The organism is Promicromonospora sp. MEB111, assembly GCF_030209445.1.
GTDB lineage: Bacteria > Actinomycetota > Actinomycetes > Actinomycetales > Cellulomonadaceae > Promicromonospora.
This window is the reverse complement of sequence record NZ_JARVSD010000013.1, coordinates 17,415-35,368: the sequence shown is the minus strand read 5'-3', so window position 1 is coordinate 35,368 and position 17,954 is coordinate 17,415. Positions and strand designations below refer to the sequence as shown.

The following is a 17,954-nucleotide window of genomic DNA, read 5'->3' as shown; positions in this document are numbered from 1 at the left end:
GAGGGTGTTCCCGCGTCCGACTTCTCGGCACTAGGATCGACCGCGTGCCGCACATGAGGATCCGGGATGCCGCCACCTACCTGGGGGTGAGCGACGACACCGTGCGCCGGTGGGTCGACAAGGGCCTGCTGACCGCGACCAACGACGAGTCGGGCCGCAAGGTCGTGGACGGGTACGAGGTGGCCCTGGTCGCGCGCCAGCAGGCCACCCTGCCCGGCCCGCCCGGCGGGACCGCGAGCTCGGCGCGCAACCGGTTCGTGGGCCTGGTCACCGACATCCGGACGGATGCGGTGATGGCCCAGGTCGAGCTCCAGTGCGGGCCGTTTCGCGTGGTGTCCCTCATGAGCAGCGAGGCGGTACGCGACCTGGGCCTGGAGCTGGGCTCGGTCGCGGTGGCCGTCATCAAGTCCACGACGGTGATCGTGGAGACGGCCAAGGGAGAGTCATGAGGCGAACGCTCTCGATCACGACCGCCGCGCTGGTGCTGGCCGCCGCGGTGGCCGGCTGCGGGTCCGGCGGGTCGGGTGACACCGGCGCGACGGACGGTGCCGCTGCCGCTGCCGAGGAGACGACCCTGACCGTGTACGCGGCGGCGTCGCTGACCGCGACGTTCGAGCAGATCGGCGAGGAGTTCGAGCAGGCGCACGCGGGTGTGCAGGTCGAGTTCAGCTTCGCGGGCTCCTCGGACCTGGTGGCGCAGATCCAGGAGGGTGCCCCGGCCGACGTCTTCGCCTCGGCGGACGAGGCCAACATGGAGAAGCTGACCGCGGACGGGCTGGAGGGCGCCGAGCCGGTCGCGTTCGCGTCCAACACCCTGGAGATCGCGGTGCCCCCGGGCAACCCCGCCGGGGTCGCGGACCTCGACGACCTGGCCGGTGACCTCAACCTCGTCGTCTGCGCCCCGGAGGTGCCGTGCGGCGCCGCCACCCGGAAGGTCACCGAGTCGGCGGGCGTGGAGCTCGCCCCGGTGAGCGAGGAGCAGTCGGTGACCGACGTGCTCGCCAAGGTCACCACCGGTGAGGCCGACGCCGGACTGGTGTACGTGACCGACGTGATCGGCGCGGGCGACGAGGTCGAGGGCATCGAGTTCCCCGAGGCGGCCGCCGCGGTGAACGTCTACCCGATCGCGCCCGTCGCCGACAGTGCGAACGCCGACCTGGCCCAGGAGTTCGTCGACCTTGTCCTGGCCGAGGGCGGGCAGACCGTCCTGCGGGACGCTGGGTTCGCGCCGGCCCCGTGACATGGCGGCCCCGTCCGGCCGGGTCGGCGTCCCGGCCTGGATCTTCGTCCCCGCCGCGGCGGGAGCGGCCTTCGTGCTGCTCCCGCTGGCGGCGATCGTGCTGCGCACGCCGTGGAGCCGGTTCCTCGACCTGCTCGTCTCGCCGGCCTCCGTCGAGGCGCTGCTGCTGAGCCTGCGCACCTCCGGCACCAGCACCCTGCTGTGCGTTCTGTTCGGCGTTCCCATGGCGCTGGTCCTGGCCCGCACGACCTTTCGCGGGCAGGGCGTGCTGCGGTCCCTCGTGCTGCTGCCCCTGGTGCTGCCGCCCGTGGTCGGCGGCATCGCGCTGCTGTACACGTTCGGGCGGCGCGGGCTGCTCGGCGAGACGTTCGAGGTGCTCGGTATCCAGGTCGCGTTCTCCACCACCGCGGTCGTGCTGGCGCAGACGTTCGTCGCCCTACCCTTTCTCGTGGTCAGCCTCGAGGGTGCGCTGCGCACCGCCGGGCAGAGGTACGAGGTCGTGGCCGCGACGCTGGGCGCCCGTCCGACCACCGTGTTCCGGCGCGTCACGCTGCCGCTCGTGCTGCCCGGCCTGGTCTCGGGCGCCGTGCTGGCGTTCGCCCGGTCGCTGGGCGAGTTCGGGGCCACCATCACCTTCGCCGGCAGCCTGCAGGGCGTCACCCGCACCCTCCCGCTGGAGATCTACCTGCGCCGGGAGACCGACGCCCAGGCGGCTGTGGCCCTCTCGCTGGTCCTCGTGGTGGTCGCGATCCTGGTCATCGGGTTCGCCCGGCAGGGCAGGAGCAGCCTGTGACGTTCCACTACGACGCCGCCGTGGCCGACCGGGGCGTCGACCTCACCTTCGACATCGCCCCCGGCCGGACCCTCGCGCTGCTGGGCCCGAACGGCGCCGGGAAGTCCACCGCCCTGGCCGTGGCCGCCGGGCTGCTGCGCCCCGACACCGGCCGGGTCGTGCTGGACGGGCGTCCCCTGACCGTCACCGGTCACGACGAGCGGGACGTCCTGGTCGCCCCGTACGACCGGCAGGTCTCGCTGCTCGCGCAGGAGCCCCTGCTCTTCCCGCACCTGAGCCTGCTGGACAACGTCGCGTTCGGACCGCGCAGCCGCGGCGCGGGCCGGGCCGGGTCCCGGACGGTCGCCCGCCGCTGGCTGGGCGAGGTCGGCATCGCCGAGCTGGCCGACCGGCGCCCCGCCCAGGTGTCCGGCGGGCAGGCGCAGCGCGCGGCCGTGGCCCGGGCCCTGGCCGCCGACCCGCGGCTGCTGCTGCTGGACGAGCCGATGGCCGCCCTCGACGTCGCCGTGACCCCGGCCCTGCGCCAGACCCTGCGCCGGGTGCTGGCCGACCGCACCGTCCTGCTGGTCACCCACGACGCCCTGGACGCCCTGCTGCTCGCCGACGAGGTCGCCGTCATCGAGGACGGCAGGATCGTCGACCAGGGGGAGACCGCCCAGGTGCTCGCCCAGCCCCGCAGCCGGTTCACCGCGCAGATCGCCGGGCTGAACATGATCACCGGGACCTGGCGGGACGGCGCCGTGCTGACCCCGGCCGGCCTCCGGATCGAGGGGCGGCCCGACGGTCCCGTGCCCCGTACGGGCGACCCCGCGGTGGCGGTGTTCCCGCCCCGCGCCGTGTCCGTGTTCCTCGACGATCCCGGCGGCAGCCCGCGCAACGCGCTCCGGGTGACGATCACCCACCTGGAGCCGCAGGGCGGCCAGATCCGGGTGCGCACCGAGGAGCTCAGCGCCGACGTCACGCCCCAGGCGGCCGCCGAGCTCGACCTCGCCCCGGGGTCAGCGGCCTACTTCGTGGTCAAGGCGACCGAGATCGCGGTCTACGCCACCTGACGGCCGCCGGCCCGCGCCGCGGTCAGGCCGCCGTGGGCGCGTCGAACCGGGGCGTGGTGCCGAGCAGCTCGCTCACGTCCCCGCTCACCTCGCGGGGTGCGGCGCCGCGCGTGAACACCACGGCGGGGCCCGGCGCCGCGGCGCCGACGGCGGTCCCGCCGATGCGGGCGGCATCATCCTGGACCGAGAGCCAGGTGCCCTCCCGCAGGCCGAGCACGGGTACGTCGTTGACCTCCAGGAACTCCGCCAGCCGCTGCTCGCGGGTCTCGCCGCGGTGCGTGCTGCCCGGGTCGGCGTCGAGGAAGTGCGGGTTGAGCTGGAACGGCACGAGGCCCAGGGCCTCGAACGACGCAGGCTGCGTGATCGGCATGTCGTTCGTGGTGCGGATGGTCGGCCCGGCGATGTTGGTGCCCGCGCTCGCGCCCATGTAGGGCAGGCCCGCGCGGACCCGGGCCGCGAGCGGGGCCAGCACGTGGAGGCGCTGCAGGGTGTCGAGCAGGCGGAACGTGTTGCCGCCGCCCACGAACACGGCCTCGGCCCGCTCGATCTCGGCCCGCGGGTCGGCGGCCTCGTGCAGCCCGGTCACGCGCGTGCCGTGCGGCGTCAGCGCCGCCGCGACCTTCGCGGTGTAGGCGTCGTGGTCCGCCAGGGCGTAGGGGACGAACGTGAGGGCGGCGCCGTCGAGAAAGGTCAGCACGGTGTCGAGCGCGTGCTCGAGGTAGCCGGCGGAGTGGTTCGTGGAGTTCGACAGGAGCAGCAGTCGCATGGGTGTCCTACCTCGTGGTGGTGGGGTTCTCTGGCAGTCGTCGGGCTCAGGGGCGCGCGGTGCGCGACCGGCCGCGCCGCCAGTCGCGCTGGGCCGGGGTGGGCGGGCGGTGCAACAGGCCGGCGAGCTGCTTCGCGGCGTCGAGCAGCGCGGGCACCTGCTCGCGCAGGTCGTCGTCGTACTCGAACACCTTGGGCTCGACCACGGAGATCGATCCGACCGGGTTGGAGCCGATCAGCACGGGCGCCGCGATGGCGCGGGTCGTCGAGTCGTACTCGCCGTCCGACCAGGCCCAGCCGGCGCGGTAGGTCTCGTCGAAGAGGCGGTCCAGGCCGGCCTCGTCCACCTCGGTGAGCTCGGTGTATCGGGCGAACGGCCGCCCGCTGAGCATGTTCCGCCGCGCGAGCGGGTCGAGGAACGCGAAGTAGGCGCGCGACGTCGCGCCCGCGTGGGCCGGGTAGAGGTCGCCGACCAGGGGGTGCGAGCGGACGGGCCCGTGCTCGCCGTCGACGGCGGCGATGCAGCGCACGTGGAACCCGTCCGGGATCGTGAAGGAGGCCGTGCGGCCGGTCGTCGCGGCGAGCTCCGCCAGGACCTGCTCGGCGAGCCGGGCGAGCCCGCCGCCGCGCTCCCAGAGCGCGGCCATGCGCCACATCGCGGGGCCGAGCCGGTAGCGGCGCGTGTAGGGGTCGGCGGCCAGGAAGCCCTGCGCCGCCAGCGCGGCGAGCAGGCGCTGGCTGGTCGACTTGGTGATGCCGAACTCCTCCGCCAGCTCGAAGACGCCCCATTCCGTGCGCGTCTCGCTGTACGAGAGCAGCACCTGGAGAGCGCGGTCGACGGTCTGCAGCGGGGAGCTGCTCTCCGGCGCCGGTGGTGTCGGTCCGGACGTCGCGGGATCGGGTGTCTCTGCTGGTGGCACGGTCGCTCCTCTCGGTCGACCGCATCGTAACCGACGGCCCGAAATATGAATGTAACTCCCAGATAGTGGGACCTGGTTGTCGGTGGGGGCCGTCGTGGCGCACGGTGCTCGGCAACGTCCTCCACCGGGCGGCCACCGCGCCGTCCGCAGCACCACTCCTCGAAGGGGCTCACCCCATGGCAGCTTCACCCGTCAGCGATCCCGCGCAGGCCGCGGCGACGGCGCGGCACCCGCGGGCGTTCGAGCCGCGCACGGCGATCATCACCCTCGCGATGAGCGTCGTCGGCGCGGTCATCGGCATCCACATGATCACGACGCTCGGCGTCTCCCCGAACACCAGCGTCATCGGCGCCGTCGTCGCGATGCTGATCGGCCGCATCGGGTTCGCCGGGCTGCACCGGATGCGCGACGTGAACCGCCAGAACCTGGTGCAGTCGGCGATCTCGGGTGCGACCTTCGCCGCGGCCAACTCGCTGCTGACGCCGATGGCCATCCCGTTCCTGTTCGGGCGGCCCGACCTGGTGTGGCCGATGCTGCTCGGCGCGAGCCTCGGCCTGGCGATCGACGTGTACGTGCTCTACCGCGCGTACGGCTCGCGGTTCCTGCCCGCCGACGCGGCCTGGCCGCCGGGCGTTGCCGCAGCGGAGACGATCCGCGCCGGGGACCGGGGCGGCAAGCAGGCGGCCCTGCTCGTGGGCGGCGGGATCGTCGGGTTCGGCGCGTCGTTCCTCGGCCTGCCGATGTCCGCGGCCGGCATCGCGATGATCGGCAACGTCTGGGCGCTGCTGATGTTCGCCGTCGGCCTGCTGGTGGCGCAGTACGTGCCGGCGCTGACCGGCCTGGACCTCAACGCCTTCTACGTGCCGCACGGAGTGATGATCGGCGCGGGCCTCGTGGCGCTCGCCCAGATCGGCGTCATGCTCTTCGGCCGGCCGTCCCGACGGGCCGTGGAGAAGGAGGCCGCGCTCCAGGAGGCCGCCAAGGACGACCCGTCGCTGGTGCCGACGGTGAGCGAGCGCACGCTGCGCAGTGCGCTCGGGTCCGGGTTCGTGATGTTCCTCCTGGGCGCCGTCGTGCTGGCGATCGCCGGTGGCGTCTGGGTCGAGCTGCCGTGGTGGGGCATCCTCGGGTTCGCGCTCTTTGCGGCCGTGGCCGCCATCGTGCACGAGCTCATCGTGGGCCTGGCCGCCATGCACGCCGGCTGGTTCCCGGCCTTCGCCGTGACGCTGATCTTCCTGATCCTCGGCCTGGTGCTGCAGTTCCCGACGGTCCCGCTCGCCCTCCTGGTGGGTTACTGCGCCTCGACGGGCCCCGCGTTCGCCGACATGGGCTACGACTTCAAGGCGGGCTGGCTGCTGCGCCGCGACCGCCGCCCGTACACGGCGTTCGAGCTGGACGGCCGCCGCGAGCAGCTCAAGGCGTCGATCCTCGGCTTCGTCGTGGCCATCGGCATCGTCGCGCTGGTCTGGCCCAGCCTGTTCGAGAGCGGCCAGGTGCCGCCCACCGCGAAGGTCTACGTGGACACCATCCAGGCCGGGATCACCGACCCCGCCGTGCTCGTCAACCTGCTCGTCTGGGCCGTTCCCGGCGCCGTCGTGCAGCTCGTCGGCGGACCAAGCCGCCAGCTCGGGGTGCTCCTGGCCACCGGCCTGCTGGTGGCCACGCCGAACGCCGGCTGGCTCGTGCTCGTCGCCCTCGTCGCCCGCCTGGTGTGGCGCCGCGTGCGCGGCGAGGAGGGCGAGCGCGAGACCGCGCTGGTCGGGGCGGGGCTGATCGCCGGCGACTCCCTGTACTCGGTCGGAAGGATGATCTGGCGATGACGGCGCGCCCCGCACGGCCGACCCGGCTCGGCGTCGTCACCATCGGGCAGACGCCCCGCGTCGACCTGACACCCGAGCTCGCCCCGCTGCTGCCCGGCGTCACGCTCGTCGAGCGCGGCGTGCTCGACGGATGCTCCCCGGAGCAGGTCGCGTCCTTCGCGCCCGAGCCCGGCGACCACGTGCTGACCACCCGGCTCGCCGGCGGAGGGTCCGCCGTCATCGGCGAGGCCGCCGTGCTGCGGCGGCTGCCCGCCCTGATCGCCGACCTGGAGCGCGAGGTCGACGCGGTGCTCCTGGCCTGCACCGGGCCGTTCCCGGCCCTCGCGCACAGCAAGCCGCTGTTCGTGCCGGACCGCATCATCGCGCACGCCGTCGCGGCGTTCGCGGGCGACGGCGGCACGGTGGGCGTCGTCGCGCCCCTCGCGGAGCAGGCGCAGGACACCGTCCGCAAGTTCTCCCGGGTCCTGGGAGCGGGTACCCGCGTCACCGTGGCGGCGAGCTCGCCGTACACCGAGGGCGAGCCCGCGCTGCGCGCGGCCGCCGTACGGCTGGCCGACGACGGCGCGGAGGTGATCGCGCTGGACTGCTTCGGCTACACCGCCGCGATGCGCGACGTCGTGGCCGAGGCGAGCGGCCTGCCCGTCGTGGTCGCCCGGTCGGTCGCCGCGCGGCTGGCCGCGGAGGTGCTCGGCGCATGAGGCTCGATGTCCCCGTGGTCGACGCGGTCCTCGCCGCGGCGGGCGCGGCGCTCGGCCGGCCCGTGCCGGACTGACCCGGCCCCGCGCACCCACCCCCCACACCCGGACCAACCACCCCACTAGGAGGCACACCCATGTCCTGGAGCCATCTCATCGCCGTCTTCGACCTGCTCGACGACCCTGCCGTGCGCGGCGCCGCCGTGGCCGAGCACCTCGCGAGCCTCGGGGCAGCGCCCGACACCATCGAGGTCGAGGTCGTGGACGGGCCCGGTGGCACCACCGACTTCGTCCGCGTCGTGATCCCGGGGACCGACGGCAAGCGCGCCGGCGGCGGCGCCCCGACGCTCGGCGTGCTCGGCCGCCTCGGCGGCCTGGGCGCGCGTCCTGAGCAGATCGGGTTCGTGAGCGACGGCGACGGCGCCCTGACCGCGCTCACCGTCGCCGCCAAGCTGACCGCGATGCGGACCCGCGGCGAGCACCTGCCCGGCGACGTGATCGTCGCGACGCACGTGGACCCGGACGCGCCCACCCAGCCGCACGACCCGGTGCCGTTCATGAGCTCGGCCGTGGACCAGGAGACGAGCAACCGGCACGAGGTGCTGGACGAGATGGACGCGATCCTGTCCATCGACACCACCAAGGGCAACCGCGTCTGCAACCACAAGGGCATCGCGATCACGCCCACGATCGTCGACGGCTGGATCGTGCGGGTCTCCGAGACGCTGCTCGACGTCGCGAGCCGCACCACCGGCCGTGCACCGGCTGTCATGCCGATCACGATGCAGGACATCACGCCCTACGGGAACGGCCTGTTCCACGTGAACTCGATCGTGCAGCCCGCCACGGCCACCGCGGTGCCGGTCGTCGGCCTGGCGATCGTCACCGAGACGGCCGTGGCGGGCTCCGCCACGGGCGCCACCGACCTGCACGACGTCGAGACCGCCGTCCGCTTCGCGATCGAGACCGCCAAGGACTTCGGGCGCGGGATCGCGCAGTTCGCCGACGCCGACGAGGTGGCTCGGCTGCAGGAGCTGTACGGGAGCATGGCCGGGCTGCGGACGGTGGGCGCCGCGGCCGTCGTCTGACGCAGGCGCGGCGCGCGACCGGCCTAGGGCGCGGTCGCGCCCCGGGACGCCCGGCCGCGTGGCACGGCCCGCGTGACGGCGGCGACGACCGCGCCGCCGGCGAGGGTGCCCACCAGCACCAGCAGCGCGCCGACGGCCCAGAGCCCGGAGTCGTCGTCCGACGCCGCCTGCACCGTCCACGCGACCGTGAACGGCAGGGCCACCGCGAGCACCGCGACCCACGCGGGTACGGTCAGCGCGCCGACCACCACCAGTGCGACGAGCACGAGCGCGCAGGCGACCACCTGGGGGGCCTCGTACGGTCCGGTGACGGCCCCCGTCGCGGGGTCGACGTCCCGGACGGTGTCCCGGCCCAGGAAGATCCACCAGGCCGCGACGGTCAGCACGACGAGGGCGAGCGTGGTGAGGGCGAGAGAAGGTCTCCGTGTCGTCATCTCTTCACTCTGCCAACAACTGGTCACAGAAGTGCTGTGACATCCCGGCGCGGCGCGCGTCTGAGGTACATGACACACCCGACCGGCACCGTGACGTCGTCCTCCATCACCGACCTGCGGACGGCCCCTGTGGCCGCTCCCCACGAGAGCACCGTGACCCGCACCCTGGTCGCTCTCGACATCGACGGAACGCTCCTGGGGCCCGACGGGATCGTCCCGGCCGTGACGGTCGGGGCCGTCCGGGAGGTGCGGAGGTCGGGCCACCACGTGGTCCTCGCCTCGGGCCGGTCGCTGGTGGGGGTCCTCCCCGTCGCGGGCCAGCTCGGCATCGACCAGGGCTGGGCCGTCGCGTCCAACGGGGCGGTGGTCGCGCGTGTCGACACCACCCTGCCCAGCGGCTACCGGATCGAGACGATGCACTCGTTCGACGTCGGGCCGGTGGTCCGCCTCGCGCGCGCCGCCCTGCCCGCGGTGCAGGTCGGGGTGGAGGAGGTGGGCTGGGGGTACCGGGTCAACCGCGTCTTCGAGCGCGGCCTGGTCAACGGCGAGCAGCGCCGGGTCGCGGACACGGAGCTGTGGAACGTGCCGTCCGCCCGCGTGATCCTGCGCGGGGACGGTGTGCTGACCCTGCTGGAGCCGCTGCGCGAGCTGGGGGTCACGGCGACCCCCGCCGGACCCGACTGGGTCGACGTCACGCCGCGGTCCCTGAGCAAGGCGACGGCGCTGGAACGCATCCGCGAGCGGGTCGGGGTGGATCCGGCCTCGACCCTCGCGGTGGGGGACGGGGTCAACGACCTGGAGATGATCACCTGGGCCGCGCGCGGCGTGGCGATGGGGCACGCGCCGGCCGCCGTCATCGATGCCGCGGACGAGGTCACCGGACCGATCGAGGAGCACGGCGTGGTGGCGGTCCTGAGCACCCTGAGGTGAAATATGGTCCTTCCGGTATGCACCGTTGTGGATGGTTCGTGCGTCTGAGTTGTGCCATCCCGTCGCGGGCCACGTGGATTCCTCAGGAGGACGTATCCCTATGCGCAAGAGACTCGTCGTTCGTTCCTCAGCGGTCACGGGGGCGCTCGCCCTCGCGCTGTCCGGGGCGCTCGCCGCGAGCCCGGCCGGTGCCGCGGACCCTGCCGGGCTCGCGGGCCCGGCGGGGCCCGCAGCCGCGGGCGGGCAGCAGGAACCACCCCGCGTGCCGACGTCGGTCGGCTACGGCGGCGCGGTCAGCTCGCTGGACCCGGTCGTCTCCGAGGTGGGCCTGAAGGTGCTGCGCCAGGGCGGCAACGCCACCGACGCCGCGGTCGCGATGGCCGCGGCGATCGGCGTGACCGACCCGTACAGCGCGGGGATCGGCGGCGGTGGATTCTTTGTGCACTACGACGCCGGCACCGGCAGGGTCGAGACCATCGACGGGCGCGAGACGGCGCCGGCCGGCGTCGGGCCCGACGTCTTCGTGGACCCGGCCACGGGGGAGCCGTACCCGTTCTACCCGGACCTGGTCACCGGCGGCGTCAGCGTCGGCGTCCCCGGGACGCCCGCCACCTGGGACCGTGCGCTGGAGCGGTGGGGCACCACGACGCTGGCCCAGGCGCTGCGTCCGGCGACGGCGGTCGCGGAGCGGGGCTTCGTCGTGGACAAGCTGTTCCACGACCAGACCGTGGCCAACCAGGAGCGGTTCGAGGCGATCACCTCCACGAGCGACCTGTTCCTGCCGGGCGGCGCGGCGCCGGCCGTGGGCTCGGTGTTCCGCAACCCGGACCTCGCCGCGACCTACCGGACGATCGCCGCCGGGGGCGTCGACGCGTTCTACGAGGGGGCGCTCGCGCAGGAGATCGCCGGCGCCGTGCAGGCCCCGCCGGTCGCCGAGGGCACCGACCTCCCGGTGCCCGCCGGCTCGATGACGGCGGAGGACCTCGCGGCCTACGAGGTCGTGGACCGTGACCCGACCGTCTTCTCCTACCGCGGGTACGACGTCTACGGGATGGCGCCGCCGGCATCGGGCGGGACCACCGTGGGCGAGGCGCTGAACATCCTGGAGCAGTTCGACCTGGCGCCACTGGACGACGCCGCCGTACGGCACCACTTCTTCGAGGCGAGCGCGCTGGCGTTCGCCGACCGGGCCGCGTACCTGGGCGACGGCGACTTCGTCGACGTGCCGGTCGCCGGGCTGCTCGACGACACGTACGCGCGGGAGCGCGCCTGCCTGCTCGACCCCCGGGCCGCGGCGCCCAAGCCGGCCGCCCCGGGTGATGCCCGCTCGTACGACGGCGTGTGCGACGGGACGGCCTCGCCCGGCACCGTGCCCGAGGACACCGAGAGCACGTCGACCACGAACCTGACGGCCGTGGACAAGTGGGGCGACGTGGTCGAGTACACCCTGACGATCGAGCAGATCGGCGGGTCGGGTGTCGTGGTGCCCGGGCGCGGGTTCCTGCTGAACAACGAGCTCACCGACTTCAGCATCGAGTACGACGCCGACGACCCGAACCGGATCGAGGCCGGCAAGCGCCCGCGCTCGTCCATGGCGCCCACGATCGTGCTGCAGGACGGGAGCCCCGTGCTCGCACTGGGGTCGCCGGGCGGGTCGAACATCATCTCGGCGGTCTCCCAGATGCTGGTCAACCGGATCGATCTCGGCATGACCGTCCAGGAGGCGATCGCCGCGCCGCGGGCGGCGCCGCAGAACGGCACGCGGACGACGGCCGAGCAGGCGTTCGTCGACGCCTACGGCACCGCCCTGACCGCGTACGGGCACACGCTCGTGCCGACCGCGAACGCCATCGGGGCGGCGACCGCCATCGAGATCGGCCCGGACGGGCTGCTGACCGCCGTGGCGGAGCCGGTGCGGCTCGGCGGCGGCTCGGCCCGCGTGGTGCGGCCCGCCGGGCAGTGACGTGAGCGGGGGGTGCGGGTCACGCCGTGCGGGCCCGCACCCCGCGCTCCTCGCGGAGCAGGACCTCCAGCGCAACGAACGCCAGCACGTCCAGGACCAGGCCGAACGCCGCCGTCCACCGCACGGCCCGGAACACCAGGAGCTGCGTGAACAACAGGCTCACGAGCACTGCGCGGCGCACCCAGACGGCGCCCTGGAGGTGGTTGCGGCGGCCCACCACCACGCCGACGCCCAGCAGCACGACCGACACGCCCACGGCCGCGAGGATCGCGGCGCCCGTCCACGCCGGCACGCCGGGCACCTGCCCGGCCAGGACGCGCACGCCGACGGTCGCCTCCGCCGCGCCGACCAGCAGGAGCAGCACGATGATCAGCCACGCGGCCCACGCCCGGTCCACCAGCGCGTCCAGCCACCGGACCACGCCCCGCACCCCGGCGCGGACCGGGTCGGGCACGTCTGCGTCGTCGGCGGGCACGGTCTCGACCAGGTCGGCGACCAGGCGGGCGCCGGGCTCCCCGGCGCCCTTCGCGGCGAGCCCGCGCGCCTCCTCCCGGGCCGCGGGCGTGAACCCGCCGGCCAGGCCGGCGGCGAGCCGGTCGGCGGCCACGGCGAGGTACTCGGCCGGGTGGTGCGCCCGGCGGCCGTGCAGGCCCTCGACGACCAGCACGAGCACCACCGTGACGAAGTAGATGATCGCGGCCGTGGGGGCGTAGAAGTAGTCGTTGTCGGAGGTGACGAACTTGCCGACCTCGTCGATGAACAGCCCGAAGCCCACGCCGCCGAGCAGGGCGCCGAGCGAGCGCGGTACCGGGCCGACGTACGACAGCAGGAGCATCATCGCCAGGGCCATGAGGAGCCCGCCCCACAGCACGTGGGCGAGGTGCAGCCCGCCCCCGCCGATCTGCGGGTAGCCCGTCGCCGCCAGGTACGCCCGGGTGGCGAGCACGGTCACGACGCTCGCCACGAGGAACGTCACCAGGTGCCGCACCGCCGCCGTGTCGCGCGGCGCCCCGAGCCGCAGCAGGTGGCCGCGGCCCGCCAGGCCGCCCGTCCCGGTCGTGCGATCGTTCGTCATGCCGTCTCCCCTCGACCCGGCACGGGTCGCGCCGTCGTCACGGTGCATCCTTCCGTACGGTGCGGGCCGGTGGGCAGAGGCCGGCCGGGCTCAGGCGGTGCCGGGGCTGCCCGCCGGCGGCGCCTGCCAGCGGTAGCGCAGGGAGACCATCCGCAGCGCGAACACCAGCGCGGCGACGGCCGAGCCCGTGCCGAGGTTGAACCAGCCCGCCCACACCAGCGCGCTGGTCAGCGCGGCCCCGAGCAGCGCCGGGATGGCGTACAGGCCCCGGGCGCGGAAGATCTGCGGCACGTCGTTGGCGATGACGTCGCGGATGACGCCGCCGCCCACCGCCGTCACCAGGCCGAGGATCGCGGACGCCACCGGGTTCATCCCCGCGGCGAGCGAGACGAGCGTGCCGGTGACCGCGAAGAGGGCCATGCCGGCGGCGTCGAAGGTGATCAGCAGGTCGTGGAAGCGCCGCACGACGTGTGCGAAGAAGTACACGACCACCGCGGCGACCACGGGCGGGACCAGGTAGACGGGCGAGTCGAAGGCCCGGGGCACGCCGACGTCGAGGATCACGTCGCGCAGGATGCCGCCGCCCAGGCCCACGCAGGTGCCGAGCAGCAGCGACCCGACGATGTCGAACTGCCGCTGGGCGGCGAGCAGCGAGCCCGACACGGCGAAGAAGAAGACGCCCAGGAGGTCCCCGGCGAGCTGCGTCCACTCCACGTCAGGTTCCTTCCGGCGGCGGCGAGGTCACGGGACCGGGACCGACGACTCCCGGGTCACTATGCGGCACGGTAGCTCCTCGATGCCCGAGGCCGCCTGTCCCTCGATCGCCTCGAACAGCCGCCGCGCGGCCACGCGGCCCACCTGCTCCAGGTTCATGTCGACGCTCGTCAGCTGCGGCCGGGTGTTCGTGGTGAGCACGGCCCAGTTGTCGAACCCGATCACGGAGATGTCCCGGGGCACGTCGCGGCCCGACTCGCGCAGCGTGTCGAGCACGCCCCGGGCGATCTGGTCGCTGCCGCAGAAGAAGCCGTCGACGTCCGGGTACTGGTCCAGGATCATGGCCGCCACCCCACGGCCCCAGCCCTCGCTCCACGACCCGAAGAACGTGCGGCCGCCCACGAGCTCCAGCCCGGCCTCCGCCATGGCGCGCTCCGCGCCGCGGCTGCGGTCCTGCGCCGCCGCGTAGGAGGCGTCGCCCGTCACGTGGGCGATCCTCCGGCGTCCGCACGCCATCAGGTGGTCGATCGCCAGTCCGCCGGCCTCCACGTTGTTGGCCGTGATGGAGATGTCCTCGGGGTTCTCGGACGGCGCGTACGCGTAGACCACGGGCACCGGCAGGTCGCCGGCCAGCGGCGGGCGCGGGTCGGTGCGCGAGCCCACGACGATCAGCCCCTCGACGCGGCGGGACAGCAGTGCGCGGATGTGGTGCTGCTCGCGGATCGCGTCCCCCCGCGCGTCGCACAGGAAGACCGACACCTGGCCGGCGCCGAAGGCGTCCTCCGCGCCCATCAGTACGGGGATCGAGAAGCGGCCCTCCAGGTCGGACGTGAGCAGGCCGACCGTTCCCGTGCGGCCCTGGAGCAGCCCGCGCGCCAGCGCGTTGGGCGCGAACGAGAGCTGCTCGGCGGCCTCGAGCACCCGGGTGCGGGTCTCGGCGCGCACCTGGGCGCGACCGTTGATCGCCTTGGACGCGGTGGCGATCGAGACGCCCGCGAGGCGGGCGACGTCGGTCAGCGTGGCGTTGCGCGGCGTTTCGCCCGAGGCCATGGCTTCCTCCTGGAGTGTCGATGTCGAACAGTACCGAAAAGGTGTAACACAAACGTGACGAAGGTTCGTCCTTGACGCGGTGGCACGCCCACCCTACAGTCGCAGAAAGCCTTTTCGGACGGTTTCGGCAACGGGTATCTCATCCTCGTCGAACGGCCGAGTGACGACGAAGTCAAGGAGACGGATGATGGCTACCCACCGCAGGGCGAGCGCGAGGCTCGTGGCCTCGTTCCTCGCGGCCGGCCTGGCGAGCACGGCGCTCGCCGCCTGCAGCGCGTCGGACGGCGACGGAGGCACGCAGGAGGCACAGGTCTCGGCCGAGGGCGTCGACGACGGCACCGAGCTCACGCTCTGGACCCGCGCCCCGCTGGAGCAGCAGGCGAACCTGCTGGTCGAGGCGTACAACGCGTCGCACGAGAACCAGGTCGAGCTCACGGTCGTGCCGAACGACGACTACGTGGCCAAGGTCGGCGCCGCCGCGGGCAGCGGGGGCCTGCCCGACCTGTTCGCCGCCGACATCGTGTACGTGCCCAACTGGGTGCAGCAGGGCCTGTTCGCCGACGTGACCGACGCGATCGCAGAGCTCGACCACGCCGACCAGATCAACCAGGGGCACCTGGCCGGGGGCACGCTGGACGGCCGGCAGCACGTGCTGCCGTTCGTGCTCGACGTCTCGGTCATGTTCTACAACAAGGACCTCTACGAGCAGGCCGGCCTGGACCCCGAGCAGGGGCCGACGACGCTGGCCGAGTTCTCCGAGCAGGCCAAGGCCGTCGACGAGCTGGGCGGCAACGTCAACGGCACCTACTTCGGCGGCAACTGCGGCGGCTGCCTCGTGTTCACGTGGTTCCCCCAGATCTGGGCCGGGGGAGAGGACGTGATGAACGCCGAGGGCACGGAGTCGCTCCTCGCGGGCGAGACGGCCCAGGAGGTGTACGGCGTCTGGAAGGACCTCGTGGACTCCGACGCCGTGGGCGAGGGCTCCAAGGAGGAGACCGGCGCCACCTGGACCGGGCCGTTCCTGGAGGGCGAGGTGGGTGTGATGCCGTTCCCGGCCACCATGCTCGCCACCGCGGACGAGGCGCTGGGCGAGGTGGGCGTCGCCCCCATCCCGGGGCCCGACGGCGGGGCGTCCACCTTCGTGGGCGGCGACGGCATCGGCATCTCCAAGGACTCGGAGAACGCCGACCAGGCCTGGAACTTCATGTCCTGGCTGATGTCGGAGGAGGCACAGGTCGAGGTGCTCGCCAAGAACGGTGACGTGGTCTCGCGCGCCGACCTGGCGGAGAACGAGTACTCGTCGAAGGACCCGCGGGTCCTGGCCGTCAACGAGGTCGCGGCGCAGGGCCGCACCCCGCTGGCGATCAACTTCCAGCAGGCGTTCAACGCCCCCGGCAGCCCGTGGATGACCATGATCCGCAACGAGGTGTTCGGGCCCGGCGGCACCGTGGAGCCGGACAACGAGGAGATCACCGCCGTGCTGGGGCAGTAGCCGCCCCGCCGACGTCAGCGTGGTCCCGCCGCCGCACCGGGCGGCGGGACCACGCGGCCCGTGAACTCGCCGTGTGAACAAGGAGCCTCCCGTGCCCGCGAAAACCTCCACCCGTCCGCCTACCCGGCCCGCCGTCGTCGCCGTCGCGCGCCGCCGTGCCCTGCACGGCTGGGCCTACGCCGCGCCGACCGCCCTGCTCGTGGTGGGCCTGTTCGTGCTGCCCGTGCTGCTGGTGGGTCAGATGTCGCTCTCCGACTGGCCGCTCCTGGCCGGCAACCAGGGGATCAACGCCCCGCAGAACTACGTGGACGCGCTGACGCACCGGTTCTTCTGGGACTCGGTGGTCTTCACGCTGAAGTACACGGTGATCGCCACGGTGCTGCTCATCGGGCTCGGCCTGGGGCTCGCGCTCCTGGTGCAGGAGTCGAGCCGCTGGTCCGCGGTGCTGCGCACGTCGATCCTGGTGCCCAGCGCCCTCGGCCTCGCGTCCGCGTCGCTGCTCTTCTACGCGCTGTACTCGCCCCAGGTGGGCCCGCTGTCCCCGCTGCTGCAGCGCCTGGGGCTGGCCGACGGGCCGGTGTCGTTCCTCGGCACCCCCGAGAGCGCGCTCTGGTCCACCGTGTTCCTGGTGGTCTGGCGGTTCGCCGGCTTCTACATGCTGCTGCTCATGGTGGGGCTGCAGGGCATCCCGCACGACGTGATCGAGGCCGCTCGCATGGACGGCGCCAACCGCTGGCAGACCTTCGTGAGCGTGACCCTGCCGCTGCTGCGCCCGTCGCTGGCGCTGTGCACGGTGCTGTGCGTCACCGGCTCGCTGCTGGCGTTCGACCAGTTCTACATCCTGACCAAGGGCGGGCCGGACAACAGCACGCTCACGGTCGTCCAGCTCATCTACAACGTGGCCTTCCAGGGCCAGAACGACCTCGGCGTCGCCGCCGCGCTGTCGATCGTCGTCCTGGTCGTGCTCGTCGTCGTGAACGTGGCCCAGATGCGCGCCATGCGCGCAGGCCAGGAGGACTGACATGACAACGACCGCACTCCCCGCCAGCCCGCCCCGGCCGCAGGTGCGGCGCCGGCCGCGCGCGCCCCGGGCCCGGCTCGCGGGGATCGCCCTGCGCACCCCGTACTGGGTGCTGACCGGCGCCCTCGCGCTCGTCTTCGTCTTCCCGCTGATCTGGGCCGGGGTCGCGTCCGTCGCGCCCCAGCCCGGCAGCAGCCAGGTCGACGGCTGGGGGCTGGGCAACTACGCCACCCTCATGGAGTACCAGGCCGGGCTGCCCCAGTACCTCCTCAACTCCACGCTGGTGTCCGGGATGACGGTGCTGTTCACGCTCGTCTCGTCCGTGCTGGGCGGCTACGCGTTCTCCCGGTTCAAGTTCCCGGGCCGCGACGTGCTGTTCCTGCTCACCCTCGCGATCCTCATGGTCCCGTACGCCACGCTGCTCATCCCGCTGTACGTGATGCTCAACGCGATCGGGCTGCAGAACACGCTGGTCGGCCTGGCACTCGTGCTCACGGTGTTCCAGCTCCCGTTCGCGACGTTCATGATGCGCATCTCGTTCGACGCCGTCCCGCGCGAGCTGGACGAGGCCGCGCTCGTGGACGGCTGCTCGTCGTTCCGCGCGCTGCGCACCGTGCTGCTCCCGGCGGTCAAGCCCGGGATCATCACGGTCGGCCTGTTCGCCTTCCTGGCGGCGTGGAACGACTTCGTGGCGCCGCTCATCCTCATCTCGGACTCCACCAAGATCCCGCTCCCGCTCGCCGTGGCGAACCTCCGGGCGCAGGTCATGGGCATCGTCGACTACGGCGCCACCGAGGCCGGCGTCGTCGTCATGGCCCTGCCGTGCGTCGTCCTGTTCCTCCTGCTCCAGCGGCACTACGTCCGCGGGTTCATGTCCGGCGCGCTCAAGGGCTGACCGCCCG

18 protein-coding genes are annotated in these 17,954 nt (G+C 73.4%); 12 read left to right on the top strand and 6 right to left on the bottom strand.

The window, feature by feature from the left end; all coding sequences use genetic code 11:
• Nucleotides 1-44: 44 nt before the first annotated feature.
• The 4 genes from QRN56_RS16170 to QRN56_RS16155 are packed head-to-tail and all read left to right on the top strand — an operon-like array spanning nucleotide 45 to nucleotide 3,085.
• Complete coding sequence (locus QRN56_RS16170) at nucleotides 45-449, top strand: TOBE domain-containing protein (RefSeq protein ID WP_285104914.1); 405 nt, start codon at nucleotides 45-47, stop codon at nucleotides 447-449.
• The gene (gene modA / locus QRN56_RS16165; protein ID WP_285104912.1) at nucleotides 446-1,240 is read left to right on the top strand and encodes a molybdate ABC transporter substrate-binding protein; all 795 of its coding nucleotides are present in this window, start codon (nucleotides 446-448) and stop codon (nucleotides 1,238-1,240) included. The genes QRN56_RS16170 and modA overlap by 4 nt, the downstream gene beginning before the upstream one ends.
• Nucleotide 1,241: 1 nt before the next feature.
• Nucleotides 1,242-2,033: an ABC transporter permease gene (locus QRN56_RS16160; protein ID WP_285104911.1), complete on the top strand. Its 792-nt coding sequence runs from the start codon at nucleotides 1,242-1,244 to the stop codon at nucleotides 2,031-2,033.
• Complete coding sequence (locus QRN56_RS16155; protein WP_285104909.1) at nucleotides 2,030-3,085, top strand: sulfate/molybdate ABC transporter ATP-binding protein; 1,056 nt, start codon at nucleotides 2,030-2,032, stop codon at nucleotides 3,083-3,085. The genes QRN56_RS16160 and QRN56_RS16155 overlap by 4 nt, the downstream gene beginning before the upstream one ends.
• Before the next feature lie 22 nt (nucleotides 3,086-3,107).
• Here the strand turns inward: QRN56_RS16155 and pepE are convergent, their stop codons facing one another.
• Both pepE and QRN56_RS16145 read right to left on the bottom strand, forming a co-directional pair.
• Nucleotides 3,108-3,851: a dipeptidase PepE gene (gene pepE, locus QRN56_RS16150; RefSeq protein ID WP_285104908.1), complete on the bottom strand. Its 744-nt coding sequence runs from the start codon at nucleotides 3,849-3,851 to the stop codon at nucleotides 3,108-3,110.
• 46 nt (nucleotides 3,852-3,897) lie between these two features.
• On the bottom strand, nucleotides 3,898-4,770 hold the full coding sequence (locus QRN56_RS16145) for an IclR family transcriptional regulator (RefSeq protein ID WP_285104907.1): 873 nt from the start codon (nucleotides 4,768-4,770) through the stop codon (nucleotides 3,898-3,900).
• Between the two features lie 176 nt (nucleotides 4,771-4,946).
• On the opposite strand from QRN56_RS16145, the gene QRN56_RS16140 reads away from it, so the two are divergent.
• The 3 genes from QRN56_RS16140 to QRN56_RS16130 all read left to right on the top strand — a co-directional run bounded on the left by QRN56_RS16140 (nucleotide 4,947) and on the right by QRN56_RS16130 (nucleotide 8,373).
• On the top strand, nucleotides 4,947-6,590 hold the full coding sequence (locus tag QRN56_RS16140; protein ID WP_285104906.1) for an OPT/YSL family transporter: 1,644 nt from the start codon (nucleotides 4,947-4,949) through the stop codon (nucleotides 6,588-6,590).
• The gene (locus QRN56_RS16135; RefSeq protein ID WP_285104904.1) at nucleotides 6,587-7,288 is read left to right on the top strand and encodes an AroM family protein; all 702 of its coding nucleotides are present in this window, start codon (nucleotides 6,587-6,589) and stop codon (nucleotides 7,286-7,288) included. The genes QRN56_RS16140 and QRN56_RS16135 overlap by 4 nt, the downstream gene beginning before the upstream one ends.
• A 134-nt stretch (nucleotides 7,289-7,422) precedes the next feature.
• Nucleotides 7,423-8,373: a DUF1177 domain-containing protein gene (locus tag QRN56_RS16130; RefSeq protein WP_285104903.1), complete on the top strand. Its 951-nt coding sequence runs from the start codon at nucleotides 7,423-7,425 to the stop codon at nucleotides 8,371-8,373.
• A 23-nt stretch (nucleotides 8,374-8,396) separates the two neighbouring features.
• Here the strand turns inward: QRN56_RS16130 and QRN56_RS16125 are convergent, their stop codons facing one another.
• Nucleotides 8,397-8,807: a hypothetical protein gene (locus QRN56_RS16125; RefSeq protein ID WP_285104902.1), complete on the bottom strand. Its 411-nt coding sequence runs from the start codon at nucleotides 8,805-8,807 to the stop codon at nucleotides 8,397-8,399.
• A 69-nt stretch (nucleotides 8,808-8,876) separates the two neighbouring features.
• Between QRN56_RS16125 and QRN56_RS16120 the strand changes: the two genes are divergently transcribed.
• Nucleotides 8,877-9,737: an HAD family hydrolase gene (locus tag QRN56_RS16120; RefSeq protein WP_285104900.1), complete on the top strand. Its 861-nt coding sequence runs from the start codon at nucleotides 8,877-8,879 to the stop codon at nucleotides 9,735-9,737.
• Between the two features lie 100 nt (nucleotides 9,738-9,837).
• On the top strand, nucleotides 9,838-11,700 hold the full coding sequence (gene ggt, locus QRN56_RS16115) for a gamma-glutamyltransferase (RefSeq protein ID WP_285104898.1): 1,863 nt from the start codon (nucleotides 9,838-9,840) through the stop codon (nucleotides 11,698-11,700).
• 19 nt (nucleotides 11,701-11,719) lie between these two features.
• Here ggt and QRN56_RS16110 read toward each other — a convergent pair whose 3' ends face one another.
• The 3 genes from QRN56_RS16110 to QRN56_RS16100 all read right to left on the bottom strand — a co-directional run bounded on the left by QRN56_RS16110 (nucleotide 11,720) and on the right by QRN56_RS16100 (nucleotide 14,539).
• On the bottom strand, nucleotides 11,720-12,775 hold the full coding sequence (locus QRN56_RS16110; RefSeq protein ID WP_285104896.1) for a hypothetical protein: 1,056 nt from the start codon (nucleotides 12,773-12,775) through the stop codon (nucleotides 11,720-11,722).
• A 90-nt stretch (nucleotides 12,776-12,865) separates the two neighbouring features.
• A complete protein-coding gene (locus QRN56_RS16105) occupies nucleotides 12,866-13,489 on the bottom strand; it encodes a trimeric intracellular cation channel family protein (protein WP_285104894.1) in 624 nt (207 codons plus the stop codon).
• A 27-nt stretch (nucleotides 13,490-13,516) separates the two neighbouring features.
• Complete coding sequence (locus tag QRN56_RS16100; protein WP_285104893.1) at nucleotides 13,517-14,539, bottom strand: LacI family DNA-binding transcriptional regulator; 1,023 nt, start codon at nucleotides 14,537-14,539, stop codon at nucleotides 13,517-13,519.
• Nucleotides 14,540-14,726: 187 nt separating this feature from the next.
• On the opposite strand from QRN56_RS16100, the gene QRN56_RS16095 reads away from it, so the two are divergent.
• The 3 genes from QRN56_RS16095 (at nucleotide 14,727) to QRN56_RS16085 (ending at nucleotide 17,947) form a co-directional block, all read left to right on the top strand.
• Nucleotides 14,727-16,031: an ABC transporter substrate-binding protein gene (locus QRN56_RS16095; protein WP_285104891.1), complete on the top strand. Its 1,305-nt coding sequence runs from the start codon at nucleotides 14,727-14,729 to the stop codon at nucleotides 16,029-16,031.
• Between the two features lie 91 nt (nucleotides 16,032-16,122).
• A complete protein-coding gene (locus tag QRN56_RS16090; protein WP_285104889.1) occupies nucleotides 16,123-17,052 on the top strand; it encodes a carbohydrate ABC transporter permease in 930 nt (309 codons plus the stop codon).
• A 1-nt stretch (nucleotide 17,053) separates the two neighbouring features.
• A complete protein-coding gene (locus tag QRN56_RS16085) occupies nucleotides 17,054-17,947 on the top strand; it encodes a carbohydrate ABC transporter permease (protein ID WP_285104888.1) in 894 nt (297 codons plus the stop codon).
• The last annotated feature ends 7 nt before the right edge of the window (nucleotides 17,948-17,954 follow it).